Source organism: Rhizobium changzhiense (genome assembly GCF_013087625.1).
GTDB lineage: Bacteria > Pseudomonadota > Alphaproteobacteria > Rhizobiales > Rhizobiaceae > Rhizobium > Rhizobium sophorae.
The window spans coordinates 45,182-59,903 of the sequence record NZ_JABFCQ010000001.1; the positions used below are offsets into that span (position 1 = coordinate 45,182).

Below are 14,722 nucleotides of genomic sequence, written 5' to 3' on the forward strand. Positions count from 1 at the left end.
CCATCCCTTACGTTTTATCTCAGTACCCTTGCGGGCTTGAACTCGCGCCGTCTCCGGCAGTGACGTACGCTTTCCGCCAATGCGCAAAATATGGCCCGATCCGCTTCCGCAGATGGACCACAAGGAGCAGAGGACGCATAGAATATGCGTCGTGCGTGCAGCATCATGACTTCAACGTGCGTTTAGAACCTTGTTTGAGGTGAACTTCAGGGCGAGTCGCCCCGAACAGCCAAGCCTCACATGGGATCTGATGGCCGGGGTACTACTGGTTTCCACCCGTCTCGTCAAGGCCGGTTAAGAAATAAACTCGCCGTATCGCCTTGATATGCCGGACGAACGCCCTGTTTCATTCTTCTAGACGCATTCACGGCTGTGCACCAAGATAAAAACTTGGGCATTGCAGCAAAAGCAGTTAAGGAATCAGCAATTGCGGCGTTCGGCCCTCACAGCAGGATTCGAGCGACCGAATCGTCAAAGAGCCGAAGGACAGGCGATGATCACGACACCTGATAACGACAATAATTTCGACGGCCCGATGATCTTCATCATCATCGGCAAGGGCTACGAGTCGGACGCCAGCGAAGGCATCGACCTGCACATCATGCTGAAGGCGCCTGACGACGACACTGCCGTACGCGAGGCCCTGAACGCCCTTGCCGAGGAAGGCTTCATCGAGGCCGATCTCGACCAGATCGGCATGCTGACCGAGATCCCTGCCGAAGAGCCGCACGCATCTGCCTACCAGGGCGCAGTCGAAGGCGAGGTCGCGATTATCCGGTTCAACTGAAGGGAGCCGCCGCTCGCGCTGTCAAAGTCAGCATAAGCGGAAGCAGTCTCCCCTCGCCGCCCGCCCAATCAGAGCAGACTAAAAACGAAAACCGCCCGGATCGCTCCGGGCGGTTTTTCAATTCGTCGACTTCAGCCGCGGATTATTCCGCAGCCGGAGCCTTTTCGGCCATGTCCTGCAGCATCGGCGTGGCAACGGCAGCACCGGTGCCCTTGCGGCGCTCTTCGAGGATCATCTCGTCGCGCGACGTAGCGATGCGGCGGATCTGGGTCATGGTGCCGCCGGTACCGGCCGGGATGAGGCGGCCGACGATGACGTTTTCCTTCAGACCCTGCAGGCCGTCGGTCTTGCCGGCGATCGCAGCTTCCGTCAGCACCTTGGTCGTTTCCTGGAAGGACGCGGCCGAGATGAAGGACGGGGTCTGCAGCGACGCCTTGGTGATGCCGAGAAGAACCGGATCGCCGTAGGCTGGCTTCTTGCCCTGCTCGATCAGGTGATCGTTGACATCTTCGAGCTCGATCCGGTCGACATTGTCGCCGACGATATAGGTCGAGTCGCCCGCATCGGTGATTTCCACCTTCTGCAGCATCTGACGGACAATCACCTCGATGTGCTTGTCGTTGATGACGACGCCCTGCAGGCGGTAGACTTCCTGGATCTCGTTGACGAGGTAGGAGGCCAGAGCCTCCACGCCCTTGATCGCCAGGATGTCGTGCGGAGCCGGGTTACCGTCGAGGATATAGTCACCCTTTTCGATATAGTCGCCTTCCTGAAGGTGGAAGGGCTTGCCCTTCGGGATCAGGTACTCGACAGGCTCGACACCGTCTTCCGCCGGCTCGATGATGACGCGACGCTTGTTCTTGTAGTCGCGGCCGAGGCGGATCGTACCATCGATCTCTGCGATGATGGCGTGGTCCTTCGGACGGCGGGCTTCGAACAATTCGGCAACACGCGGCAGACCGCCGGTGATGTCCTTGGTCTTGGCGCTTTCGAGCGGCGAACGCGCGAGAACGTCACCCTGGGAGACCTTCGTGCCCGGCTCGACCGACAGAATCGCATCGACCGAGAGCAGGAAGCGGGCGTCACCGCCACGGGACAGCTTTGCGATATTGCCGCTGGCGTCCTTGACGACGATCGCCGGCTTGAGGTCCGAGCCACGCGGGGTCGAACGCCAATCGATGACCTGACGCTTGGTGATGCCGGTCGATTCGTCGGTCGCTTCCAGAACGGAGAGACCGTCGACCAGATCTTCAAACTGAACGGTACCGGCCACTTCCGTCATCATCGGACGGGTGTAGGGGTCCCACTCTGCCAGACGCTGGCCGCGCTTGACCTTGTCGCCTTCGTCGACATGCAGCTTCGAACCGTATGCCACACGCTGCGACGACCGCTCTACACCACGTTCGTCCAGGATCTGGACGGTCATGTTGCGGCCCATGGCAACGAGGTTGCCATCGGAGTTGCGCAGGATGTTGCGGTTCTTGATCTGCACCGTACCTTCGTACGAGGCTTCGAGGAACGACTGGTCGACCACGGTTGCCGTACCGCCAAGGTGGAAGGTACGCATGGTGAGCTGGGTGCCCGGCTCGCCGATCGACTGAGCGGCGATGACGCCGACGGCTTCGCCCATATTGACCGGCGTACCGCGCGCGAGGTCGCGGCCGTAGCAGACCGAGCAGACGCCCGTCTGGATTTCGCAGGTCAGCGCCGAGCGGATGCGGATCGACTGGATGCCGGCCTTCTCGATTTCGACGACGTCGGGCTCGAGGATCATCTTGCCGGCATCGACGATGCGCTCACCGGTGACCGGATGATCAATGTCGTCGAGCGCCGTGCGGCCGAGGATACGGGCGCCGATCGAAGCAACCACCTGGCCGGCATCGACGATGGCGGTCATGGTGAGGCCCGTCTGCGTTCCGCAATCGACGTGCGTGACGATGCAATCCTGCGCGACGTCGACGAGACGGCGGGTCAGGTAGCCGGAGTTGGCGGTTTTCAGGGCGGTGTCTGCGAGACCCTTACGGGCGCCGTGCGTCGAGTTGAAGTACTCGTTGACGGTCAGGCCTTCCTTGAAGTTCGAGATGATCGGGGTCTCGATGATTTCGCCCGACGGCTTGGCCATGAGGCCACGCATGCCGCCCAGCTGGCGCATCTGGTTCGGAGAACCGCGGGCACCGGAGTGGCTCATCATGTAGATCGAGTTCATCGGCTTCTGGCGACCGGTCTTCTCGTCGAATTCGACCGCCTTGATGCGGGCCATCATCTCTTCGGCGACCTTTTCGGTCGCCTTGCCCCAGGCGTCGACAACCTTGTTGTACTTCTCGCCCTGGGTAATGAGGCCGTCATTGTACTGCTGCTCGTATTCCTTCACCAGGTTTTCGGTGTCGGCAACGATCTTGGCCTTGGCATCCGGAATGACCATGTCGTCCTTGCCAAACGAAATGCCGGCGCGGCAGGCATGCGAGAAGCCGAGCTGCATGATGCGGTCGCAGAAAATGACCGTGTCCTTCTGGCCGCAATGGCGATAGACCGTGTCGATCATCTTCGAGATGTTCTTCTTGGTCATTTCCTGGTTGCAGATATCGAAAGGCACCTTGCCGTTCTTCGGCAACAGTTCGCCGATGAGCAGACGGCCAGGCGTCGTCTCATAGATCTTCGAGTAAGGCTTGCCATCCTCGTCGACCGACTTGAAGCGGCCGCGGATCTTGGTGTGCAGCGTCACGACCTTGCTTTCGAGGGCGTGATGCAGCTCGCCGAGATCGGAGAAGGCCATGCCTTCGCCCGGCTCGTTCTGATTGAGGATCGACAGATAGTAGAGACCGAGAACCATGTCCTGCGAGGGAACGATGATCGGCGCGCCGTTGGCCGGATGCAGGATGTTGTTGGTCGACATCATCAGCACGCGGGCTTCGAGCTGGGCTTCGAGCGACAGCGGCACGTGAACGGCCATCTGGTCACCATCGAAGTCGGCGTTGAACGCCGTGCAGACGAGCGGATGCAGCTGGATCGCCTTGCCTTCGACCAGGGTAGGTTCGAAGGCCTGGATGCCCAGGCGGTGCAGCGTCGGTGCGCGGTTCAAGAGAACCGGATGCTCGCGGATAACCTCGTCGAGGATATCCCAGACTTCCGGCTTTTCCTTTTCGACCAGCTTCTTGGCCTGCTTGACGGTCGAGGAGTAACCCTTGGCGTCGAGGCGGGCATAGATGAACGGCTTGAAGAGCTCGAGCGCCATCTTCTTCGGCAGGCCGCACTGGTGCAGCTTCAGTTCCGGACCGGTGACGATGACCGAACGGCCGGAATAGTCGACGCGCTTGCCGAGCAGGTTCTGGCGGAAGCGGCCCTGCTTGCCCTTCAGCATGTCCGAGAGCGACTTCAGCGGACGCTTGTTGGCGCCGGTGATGACGCGGCCGCGACGGCCGTTGTCGAACAGCGCGTCAACGGATTCCTGCAGCATGCGCTTTTCGTTGCGGATGATGATGCCGGGCGCACGAAGCTCGATCAGGCGCTTCAGACGGTTGTTACGGTTGATGACGCGGCGGTACAGATCGTTCAGATCCGACGTCGCGAAACGGCCGCCGTCGAGCGGAACCAACGGACGCAGGTCCGGCGGAATGACCGGAACGACCTTCATGATCATCCATTCCGGACGGTTGCCCGACTCCATGAAGTTCTCGACGATCTTCAGGCGCTTCATCAGCTTCTTCTGCTTGAGATCCGACGTGGTATCGGCAAGCTCGGCGCGCAGGTCCCCAGCGATCTTTTCGAGGTTCATCGAGGCCAGCATCTCGTAGATCGCCTCGGCGCCGATCATCGCGGTGAACTGGTCTTCGCCGTATTCGTCGACGGCGAGCATGTACTCTTCTTCCGAGAGGAGCTGGTGCTCCTTCAGGGCGGTCAGGCCCGGCTCGGTGACGATGTAGTTTTCGAAGTAGAGGACGCGCTCGACATCCTTCAGCGTCATGTCGAGCAGCGTCGAAATGCGTGATGGCAGCGACTTCAAGAACCAGATATGGGCAACGGGAGCGGCGAGCTCGATATGGCCCATGCGCTCACGGCGAACGCGCGACAGCGTAACTTCGACGCCGCACTTTTCGCAGATGATGCCCTTGTACTTCATACGCTTGTACTTGCCGCACAGGCATTCGTAGTCCTTGATCGGCCCGAAGATGCGCGCGCAGAACAGACCGTCACGTTCCGGCTTGAACGTGCGGTAGTTGATGGTTTCCGGCTTCTTGATCTCACCGTAAGACCAGGAGAGGATCTTCTCCGGAGACGCGATCGAAATCCGAATGGAATCGAAATTCTGTGCAGGCACCTGCGGATTGAAAAGATTCATGACCTCTTGGTTCATGCCTGTCTCCTTCATGGGCTAAAGCGCCCTCAAAATGCGATGGTCGGCGGCAAATTCCCGGGAGCCGCCTCCCTCGCTTAAACGAGAATAACCGCTGGATGCGGCGAAACTTCCCTTCCGGGCCGACACGGATACGGCGCCCGGCGGGACCGGCGTGCGCCGCATTGGCAGCGCACGCCCTATCAAGTGCTTACTCGGCCGCGTCGGGCAGCTGCGCTGCCTGCGCCTCGTCAAGCTTGGTGTTCTCGAGCTCGACGCTGAGGCCCAGCGAGCGCATTTCCTTGACGAGAACGTTGAAGCTTTCCGGAATACCGGCTTCGAACGTGTCGTCTCCGCGGACGATGGCTTCGTAGACCTTGGTGCGGCCGGCGACGTCGTCCGACTTCACCGTCAGCATTTCCTGCAGCGTGTAGGCCGCGCCGTATGCTTCGAGCGCCCAGACTTCCATTTCGCCGAAGCGCTGGCCGCCGAACTGCGCCTTGCCGCCCAGCGGCTGCTGGGTCACGAGCGAGTAAGGTCCGATCGAACGGGCATGGATCTTGTCGTCGACCAGGTGGTTGAGCTTCAGCATGTAGATGTAGCCCACGGTCACCTGGCGGTCGAACTGCTCGCCGGTACGACCGTCATAGAGCGTCGACTGACCGGTATCCTTGAGACCTGCCAGACGCAGCATGTCGTTGACGTCGGCTTCGTTCGCACCGTCGAAAACAGGCGTCGCAATCGAAACGCCACGCTTCCACTGGTCGGCGAGACGCAGAACCGAGTCGTCGTCGAACTCATGCACCTGCTCGGCCTTAGGGCCGGCACCGACGACATCGCCGATGGTCTTGCGCAGCGGCTCAATGTTGCCATTGGCCTTGTATGCGTCGATCAGTTCGCCGATCTGGCGTCCCATGCCGGCGCAAGCCCAACCCAGATGGGTTTCCAGAATCTGGCCGACGTTCATGCGCGAAGGCACGCCGAGCGGGTTCAGAACGACGTCGACATGCGTGCCGTCTTCGAGGAACGGCATGTCCTCAACCGGCACAATGCGCGAAACGACGCCCTTGTTCCCGTGACGGCCGGCCATCTTGTCGCCCGGCTGGATCTTGCGCTTTACGGCGACGAAGACCTTGACCATCTTCATGACGCCAGGAGGCATTTCATCGCCGCGCTGGACCTTTTCGACCTTGTCCATGAAGCGCTGTTCCAGGCGCGACTTGGATTCGTCGTACTGACCGCGGAGCGCTTCGAGCTCGCTCTGGACCTTTTCGTCTTCGACCGCGAACATCCACCACTGCGAGCGGGGATATTCGGAGACGACAGCGTTCGAAAGCTCAGCTCCCTTCTTGAAGCCCTTCGGGCCGGCAATGGAGGCCTGGCCGCGCAGCATCTCGATCAGACGGCCGTAGACGTTGCGGTCGAGGATCGCCTGTTCGTCGTCGCGGTCCTTTGCCAGACGCTCGATCTCTTCGCGCTCGATCGCCATCGCGCGCTCGTCCTTTTCAACGCCGTGGCGGTTGAAGACGCGGACTTCGACAATGGTGCCGTAGGTGCCAGGCGGCATGCGCATGGAGGTGTCGCGCACGTCGGAGGCCTTTTCGCCGAAGATGGCGCGCAGAAGCTTTTCTTCCGGCGTCATCGGGCTTTCGCCCTTCGGCGTGATCTTGCCGACGAGGATATCGCCCGGCTGAACTTCGGCGCCGATATAGACGATGCCGGCTTCGTCGAGGTTCTTCAGCGCTTCTTCCGAAACGTTCGGAATATCGCGGGTGATTTCCTCAGGACCAAGCTTGGTGTCGCGCGCCATCACTTCGAATTCTTCGATGTGGATGGAGGTGAACACGTCGTCGGCAACGATACGCTCGGAGAGCAGGATCGAGTCTTCGTAGTTGTAGCCGTTCCAGGGCATGAACGCGACGAGCGCGTTGCGGCCGAGCGCCAGGTCGCCGAGATCGGTCGATGGGCCGTCGGCGAGGATGTCGCCGCGGTTGACCTCGTCACCGACGGTGACCAGCGGACGCTGGTTGACGCAGGTGTTCTGGTTCGAACGCTGGAACTTCTGCAGGCGGTAGATATCGACGCCGGACTTGCCGGCTTCGAGGTCTTCCGTGGCGCGGATAACGATACGCGTCGCGTCGACCTGGTCGACCACGCCACCGCGGCGCGCGCCGATGGCGGCGCCGGAGTCACGGGCAACGACCGGCTCCATGCCGGTCCCGACGAACGGCGCTTCGGCACGCAGCAGCGGCACTGCCTGACGCTGCATGTTCGAGCCCATGAGCGCGCGGTTGGCGTCGTCGTTTTCCAGGAACGGGATGAGCGCGGCTGCGACCGAAACGACCTGTTTCGGCGAGACGTCCATCAGGTTCATGCTGTCGCGCGGGGCGAGCATGACTTCGCCGGCATGACGGCAAACGACGAATTCGTCGACGAAGGAACCGTCAGCGTTCATCTCGGCATTGGCCTGGGCGACGTAGTACTTCGCCTCTTCCATGGCGGAGAGGTAGAGCACGTCGCTCGTCACCTTGCCGTCGACGATGCGGCGGTACGGGCTTTCGATGAAGCCGTACTTGTTGACGCGGGCAAAGGTCGCAAGCGAGTTGATGAGACCGATGTTCGGGCCTTCCGGCGTTTCGATCGGGCAGATGCGGCCATAGTGGGTCGGATGCACGTCGCGGACTTCGAAGCCGGCGCGCTCACGGGTCAGACCGCCCGGGCCAAGAGCCGAAAGACGGCGCTTGTGGGTGATTTCCGAGAGCGGGTTGACCTGGTCCATGAACTGCGAGAGCTGCGAGGAACCGAAGAATTCGCGCACGGCAGCAGCTGCCGGCTTGGCATTGATCAGATCCTGCGGCATGACCGTGTCGATCTCGATCGAGGACATGCGTTCCTTGATCGCGCGCTCCATGCGCAGCAGGCCGAGACGGTACTGGTTTTCCATCAGCTCGCCGACCGAACGGACGCGACGGTTGCCGAGGTTGTCGATGTCGTCGATCTCGCCCTTGCCGTCGCGCAGTTCGACCAGCATCCTGACCACGGCCAGAATGTCGTCCTTGCGCAGGATGCGGACAGTGTCTTCGACGGTCAGGTCGAGGCGCATGTTCATCTTGACGCGGCCGACGGCGGAAAGGTCGTAACGCTCCGCATCGAAGAACAGCGAGTTGAACATGGCTTCGGCCGATTCCATGGTCGGCGGCTCACCCGGACGCATGACGCGGTAGATGTCGAACAGAGCGTCCTGACGGTTCTCGTTCTTGTCGGCTGTCAGCGTGTTGCGGATATAGGCGCCGACATTGATATGGTCGATGCCGAGAACCGGGATCTCGTCGAAGCCGTTCGCCAGGATGATGCCAAGCGTCTTCTCGTCGATTTCGTCGCCGGCCTCGAGGTAGATCTCACCCGTCGAGTAGTTGACGATGTCGCCGGCAAGATAGTTGCCGTAAAGATCGTCGTCGGCGGCCTTGAGTGCCTTCAGGCCCTTGTCGGAAAGCTGGCGCAGCAGGCGCGGGGTCAGCTTCTTGCCGGCTTCCACGACGACTTCGCCAGTATCGGCGTCGACCATCTCGGTGATCGCCTTGGCACCTTTCAGCGTTTCCGGCTTGAAGGGAATGCGCCAGCCTTCGCCGTCGCGCTTGTAGAGCGACTTCGTGTAGAAGGTGTCGAGGATTTCCTCGCCGTCCATGCCGAGCGCCATCAGCAGCGACGTCACAGGGATCTTGCGGCGGCGGTCGATGCGGGCGTAGACGATGTCCTTGGCGTCGAATTCGATATCGAGCCAGGAACCGCGATAGGGGATGACACGCGCAGCAAAGAGCAGCTTGCCGGAAGAATGGCTCTTGCCCTTGTCATGGTCGAAGAAGACGCCCGGCGAACGGTGCATCTGGGAAACGATGACGCGCTCGGTGCCGTTGACAATGAACGTGCCGTTATTGGTCATGAGCGGCATGTCGCCCATGTAAACGGACTGTTCCTTGATGTCCTTGATCGACTTCGCGCCGGTATCCTCGTCGATATCGAACACGATGAGGCGCAGCGTCACCTTCAGGGGCGCGGCATAGGTCAGGTCGCGCTGACGGCATTCGTCAACGTCGAACTTCGGCGGTTCGAACTCATAGGACACGAATTCCAGCATGGATGCGCCGGAGAAATCGGTGATCGGGAAAACCGACTTGAAAACGGCCTGAAGACCCTCGTCGGGTCGGCCGCCCTTCGGCTCTTCAACCATTAGAAACTGGTCGTAGGACGCCTTCTGAACCTCGATGAGGTTCGGCATTTCTGCGACTTCGGGGATCTTACCAAAAAACTTGCGTACGCGCCTGCGACCGTTGAACGAAAGGGTCTGAGCCATCGTCGCTCCTTCAAAATCTTGCACCCGGGCCTGCAACGGACGGGAACCGATGGCCAGTCGATCCCGTCAATCAATGAGTAGTTCAATCTCGTCCGACCCCAGAAAACGCTCAGCTCGGATTGCTGTGCTGCCCTCGGTGCGAGACCATCCTTTTGAAGAACCCATTACCCAAAAGCCGTTTCGACGCGGCTTTTGGGTAATTCGTTCAGAAAAACGGCAAATGGGAGGCAGTAGAGATACTGCCTCCCAAAAGCAGTTCAAGATTACTTGACGTCGGCCTTGGCGCCAGCGTCTTCAAGCTTCTTCTTGATGTCAGCGGCTTCAGCCTTGTTGACGCCTTCCTTGACAGCCTTCGGAGCGGCTTCAACGAGATCCTTGGCTTCCTTGAGGCCGAGACCAGTGATGGCGCGGACTTCCTTGATGACGTTGATCTTGTTGGCACCAGCTTCGACGAGGATGACGTCGAATTCAGTCTTTTCTTCTTCAACGACAGCAGCAGCAGCACCGCCGGCAGCGGCAGCAACAGCTACCGGAGCAGCAGCGGAAACGCCCCACTTTTCTTCGAGAAGCTTCGACAGTTCTGCAGCTTCCAGAACGGTCAGCGAGGAGAGGTCGTCAACGATCTTTGCGAGATCAGCCATTTTACTAGTTCCTTTTGTTCGGTTCGAACCGGTTGATTATAAACAGCGAAAAACCGCCTTACGCGGCTTCGTCCTTCTTGGCGTAGGCCGCAAACACGCGGGCAAGCTGGCTTGCCGGTGCTGCAACAACCCCAGCGATGCGGGTAGCCGGTGTCTGGATCATGCCCAGCAGCTTCGCACGCAGCTCATCGAGCGAAGGCAGGGTCGCAAGCGACTTGACTGCATCGGCGTTGAGCGTGGTTGTTCCCATGGCGCCGCCCAGAACAATGATCTTGTCATTGGTCTTGGCGAAATCCATGACGACCTTCGGAGCGGTGATCGGATCGGTGCTGTATGCAATCAGCGTCTGACCCTTGAAGAGATTGGACATCCCTTCCGCTTCCGTACCCTGAAGGGCAATCTTGGCCAGGCGGTTCTTCGCGACTTTGACGGTGCCGCCAGCTGCGCGCATCTTCGAACGAAAATCGTTCATCTGCGCGACTGTGGCACCAGCATAGTGGGCCACGACAACTGAGCCCGAAGCCTTGAAGACTTCGTTCAGTTCCGTGACGAATTCGCGTTTTTCCGCTCTTTCCACTGCCTATCTCCAGTTGGCGGGACCGAAAATGGGCCCGCCGGTTGCCTTTTGCCTCCTGGGATCATGCGAGATCCCAAGCGACGCTTGAGGATCCTGTCCCCCCGCGCTCTCGCGCCAATCAAGGCTAAAGAGGCACAAGGCATCCAAGGCTCGAACCGAGTTCCTAGAAGCGAACTTCTTGCAATTCGGGTCTTACCCGTCTCATGCAGGCTAAGTGATTAAGGGAAAACCACCTGCAATCTCGGACAGGATTCCGGATTTCTCCGGAATATTCCGGCCCCTTGCGAGGCCGGAAATTCAGTCGCCGGACTTAAAGCCCGGCCATAAACTTACGCAGCCGGAGCACCGGTGACCGAGCCGGGCTCGATCTTGACGCCCGGGCCCATGGTCGAGGAAATCGCCACGCGCTTGACGTAGTTGCCCTTGGCGCCAGCCGGCTTCGCCTTGATGACGGCGTCAGCAAAGGCGCGGATGTTTTCTTCCAGAGCCTTGGCGTCGAACGAGGCCTTGCCGATACCGGCATGGACGATGCCAGCCTTCTCGACGCGGAACTCGACAGCGCCGCCCTTTGAAGCCTTGACGGCTCCGGCGACATCCATCGTGACGGTGCCGACCTTCGGGTTCGGCATCATGCCGCGCGGACCGAGAACCTTACCGAGACGGCCGACGAGCGGCATCATGTCGGGGGTGGCAATGCAGCGATCGAATTCGATCTTGCCGCCCTGGACGATTTCGACGAGGTCTTCGGCGCCGACGATATCGGCACCGGCTGCCTTGGCTTCGTCAGCCTTGGCGCCACGAGCGAAGACGGCGACGCGAACCGTGCGGCCCGTGCCGTTCGGCAGGTTGACGACGCCGCGAACCATCTGGTCCGCATGGCGCGGGTCGACGCCGAGGTTCATCGAGACTTCGATGGTTTCGTCGAACTTGGCGACAGCCCGTTCCTTGACCATGCCGATGGCCAGGGTCAGAGCGTAGAGCTTGGTGGGATCAACACCTTCGTTGATCTTCTGCGTGCGCTTACCAGCCATGATCTTAACCCACCACTTCCAGGCCCATGGCGCGGGCAGAGCCCTCGATCATCGCCATTGCACCTTCGATATCCGCTGCGTTCAGATCCTTCATCTTGGCTTCTGCGATCGACTTGATCTGAGCCTTGGTGAGGGAGCCGGCCTTGGCGCCCTTGCCGGGCGTCTTGGAACCGGACGTGATCTTCGCTTCCTTCTTCAGCCAGTAGCTGACCGGCGGCTGCTTCATCGCGAAGGTGAAGGACTTGTCCTGGTAATAGGTGATGACGACCGGGATCGGCATGCCCTTTTCCATTTCCTGCGTGGCGGCATTGAACGCCTTGCAGAATTCCATGATATTAATGCCACGCTGACCAAGCGCCGGACCAATCGGCGGGGACGGGTTTGCCGATCCTGCCTTGACCTGAAGCTTGAGCTGGCCTGCAACTTTCTTAGCCATATCTCTCTGCCTTTCATGAACGGCCGGTCGCCCGGCCCGTGATGCCGGATCTCTCCGGCGGCTGCGGTTGCGTGGTGCGGATCCTTAGGGTCCGGCTAAGACCCCTCACCTCCCACGCGGGTGCGGACAAAGTCCGCAGGAAACAGGCCGCAAGGGCCAGCTTCCAGTTTCTGCAATCAGACCTTCTCGACCTGAGCGTATTCCAGCTCGACCGGCGTTGCGCGGCCGAAGATCGACACTTCCACCTTCAGGCGCGAACGTTCTTCGTCCACATCCTGAACCGTGCCGTTGAACGACGCGAACGGGCCATCGGAAACGCGGACCTGTTCACCAATCTCGAAAGTTATAGAGGCCTTCGGCCGCTCGACACCTTCCTGAACCTGACCGAGAATGCGCTCGGCTTCATAATCCGGAATCGGAACGGGCTTATTGTCGGAGCCGAGGAAACCCGTGACCTTCGGCGTATTCTTGATCAGGTGGTAGGCTTCGTCCGTCAGATTGGCACGAACCATGACATAGCCCGGGAAAAACTTGCGCTCGGAATCGACCTTGCGGCCGCGACGCACTTCCACCACCTTTTCAGTCGGCACGAGGATCTTCTCGAACAGGTGCTCAAGCCCCTTCTGGCGAGCCTTGTTCTCGATGTCTTCAGCTACCTTCTTTTCAAAATTTGAATATGCGTGGACGATGTACCAACGTGCCGCCATTTTCATCTCCACCCGTATCAGTTGCCGGTATTCAGCACGAAGCTCAGAGCCCAGCCGATCAGCTGGTCAGCGGCAAAGAAAAACAGCGCGGCGAAAACCACCATCACCAGCACCATGACCGTCGAGATCATGGTCTCGCGGCGCGACGGCCATGTAACTTTAGACGTCTCGGAGCGAACCTGCTGCAGAAACGCAAACGGATTGGATTTGGATGCCATCGACTGCCCACGCAATTACGGCGCGTAAAGCTGAAACTATCAGCCCCACGCACCGCGTGTCTGTTGAACCCTAAATAAACACCGATTTCCGAATACACAAGAGGGAAACCGAAGTTTAACGAAATTACTTACCACCAATCAATCCCCGGCCGGAAATGCCGCGAGCATGTCCGCGCTGTCCCGCATCAAGGAAAATGGCAGGGGCAGTAGGGCTCGAACCTACGACCTGCGGTTTTGGAGACCGCCGCTCTACCAACTGAGCTATACCCCTTCATACCGATCATTCAGCGCCTAGGCCAAGGCCCGCAAATCGCTGCTGAAAAGCATGGCGCTCCCTTTAAGACGACGACACGGGATTGGCAAGCACGATTTTCGATTTTCAAAGCCATTCTCCCGATATGCGAGCGATCGGCCTTTCAATCGCGGACCACGGTCCGTTCAGACCTTCACATATTTCCGCCAATCGTGTTCTTCCTTAAAACCCAGCACCTCGCGGATCTTGCGGTTGGAGAGCAGTCCCTCATATTCGCCGATCTCGCGGGTGAAGGGCACGTTCGGGAAGAATCGCTTCGCGAGCTCCTTCGATGGCGTATTCGCCGAGACGGTGTCGTTGGCGGCGTTGAAGACCTGATAGCCGAGACCGTCCTTCTCGATGCAGAGATGGCAGATCTGCCCGAGGTCGCGGGCGTCGATATAGCTCCAGGCGATACGCTTGCGCATCTCGGGATTGGCGAAATAGGTCGGAAACTTCTCGTACTCGTCAGGCTCGATGACGTTGCCGATGCGCAGCGCATAGATGTCGAAGCCCGAACGTTCGGCAAAGGCGCGCGCCGTCTTTTCGTTGACCACCTTGGAAAGGCCGTAGGAATCCATCGGATTGACGTCGTAGTCCTCCTCTAGCGGGAACTGGTGGAAATCGCGATGTCCTTCGGCGAAGCAGACGCCGTAGGTCGTCTCGCTCGATGCGACGATGATCTTCCGGATGCCGAGCTTCACCGCCGTCTCGATGACATTATAGGTGCCCATCGTGTTGATCCGGAAGGTTTCGTTGTCGGGCTTGATCAGAATGCGCGGGATGGCGGCGAAATGCACGACGGCGTCGAAGGGCTGCACGCCCCTGCCCGCATCGAGATCGGGAAAATCGCGATGCATCGAAAGCGCGTTGAAGACCTGGCCGCTATCGGTGATGTCGGCGATGAGATTGGTGACGCCGGGGCTATCCAGCGGCACGAGATCGAGGTTGTGAACCTCGTAACCGGCATTGACGAGCCACGGCACAGCATGGCGACCTGCCTTGCCCGAACCGCCGGTGAATAGAATACGTCTCTTCATGGAATATCCTCCGCGTCATGAAATCGGAGGCATAGATAGACGCTTCCGCGCGAAGAGCAAGCGAGCGTCATGCAAGGGTTCACCCCCGCGTCGCCAGGAGCATCCTATCCGGGAGCACCTGGCCGATCATTTCCGATCATCGCAAAACCCTGCGATGCCCGGCAAAGGTCGTCACTTGACGACACTTACCTCGCCAATCTGCACTCCGGCAGACTGAACAACTTCTTGCGGAATTGCGGCGATGAAAAACATCGTGAAAACATACATCGCGAATATCGTCGCAGCGAATGTGGCCTTTGGAATCATCCGGGC

The 14,722-nt window shown here is 59.7% G+C and carries 11 protein-coding genes and 1 tRNA gene; 1 reads left to right on the forward strand and 11 read right to left on the reverse strand.

Annotated features, from left to right (window positions below; genetic code table 11):
• Window positions 1–493: 493 nt before the first annotated feature.
• Window positions 494–787 (forward strand): hypothetical protein, encoded by a 294-nt coding sequence (locus G9X68_RS00295; protein ID WP_011651421.1) that lies wholly within the window; start codon window positions 494–496, stop codon window positions 785–787.
• 142 nt (window positions 788–929) lie between these two features.
• Here the strand turns inward: G9X68_RS00295 and rpoC are convergent, their stop codons facing one another.
• The 11 genes from rpoC to G9X68_RS32135 all read right to left on the reverse strand — a co-directional run bounded on the left by rpoC (window position 930) and on the right by G9X68_RS32135 (window position 14,716).
• Window positions 930–5,138 (reverse strand): DNA-directed RNA polymerase subunit beta', encoded by a 4,209-nt coding sequence (gene rpoC, locus G9X68_RS00300; RefSeq protein WP_168313483.1) that lies wholly within the window; start codon window positions 5,136–5,138, stop codon window positions 930–932.
• Between the two features lie 190 nt (window positions 5,139–5,328).
• Window positions 5,329–9,468 (reverse strand): DNA-directed RNA polymerase subunit beta, encoded by a 4,140-nt coding sequence (gene rpoB / locus G9X68_RS00305; RefSeq protein WP_168313482.1) that lies wholly within the window; start codon window positions 9,466–9,468, stop codon window positions 5,329–5,331.
• 263 nt (window positions 9,469–9,731) lie between these two features.
• A complete protein-coding gene (gene rplL, locus G9X68_RS00310; RefSeq protein WP_003547523.1) occupies window positions 9,732–10,109 on the reverse strand; it encodes a 50S ribosomal protein L7/L12 in 378 nt (125 codons plus the stop codon).
• A 58-nt stretch (window positions 10,110–10,167) separates the two neighbouring features.
• Window positions 10,168–10,686, reverse strand: a complete 519-nt coding sequence (gene rplJ, locus G9X68_RS00315; RefSeq protein WP_003547522.1) for a 50S ribosomal protein L10 — start codon at window positions 10,684–10,686, stop codon at window positions 10,168–10,170.
• Between the two features lie 329 nt (window positions 10,687–11,015).
• Entirely contained in the window at window positions 11,016–11,717 is a 702-nt protein-coding gene (gene rplA, locus G9X68_RS00320) for a 50S ribosomal protein L1 (RefSeq protein ID WP_003547520.1), read from the reverse strand.
• Between the two features lie 4 nt (window positions 11,718–11,721).
• Entirely contained in the window at window positions 11,722–12,153 is a 432-nt protein-coding gene (gene rplK / locus G9X68_RS00325; RefSeq protein WP_003547518.1) for a 50S ribosomal protein L11, read from the reverse strand.
• A 176-nt stretch (window positions 12,154–12,329) separates the two neighbouring features.
• Window positions 12,330–12,860: a transcription termination/antitermination protein NusG gene (nusG, locus tag G9X68_RS00330; RefSeq protein WP_003547516.1), complete on the reverse strand. Its 531-nt coding sequence runs from the start codon at window positions 12,858–12,860 to the stop codon at window positions 12,330–12,332.
• Between the two features lie 17 nt (window positions 12,861–12,877).
• Complete coding sequence (secE, locus tag G9X68_RS00335; RefSeq protein WP_003547514.1) at window positions 12,878–13,078, reverse strand: preprotein translocase subunit SecE; 201 nt, start codon at window positions 13,076–13,078, stop codon at window positions 12,878–12,880.
• Between the two features lie 195 nt (window positions 13,079–13,273).
• Window positions 13,274–13,349: transfer RNA gene (locus tag G9X68_RS00340), tRNA-Trp, on the reverse strand.
• Between the two features lie 167 nt (window positions 13,350–13,516).
• Window positions 13,517–14,410, reverse strand: a complete 894-nt coding sequence (locus G9X68_RS00345) for an NAD-dependent epimerase/dehydratase family protein (RefSeq protein ID WP_171600842.1) — start codon at window positions 14,408–14,410, stop codon at window positions 13,517–13,519.
• A gap of 171 nt (window positions 14,411–14,581) precedes the next feature.
• A complete protein-coding gene (locus G9X68_RS32135; RefSeq protein ID WP_018068027.1) occupies window positions 14,582–14,716 on the reverse strand; it encodes a hypothetical protein in 135 nt (44 codons plus the stop codon).
• Between the last annotated feature and the right edge of the window lie 6 nt (window positions 14,717–14,722).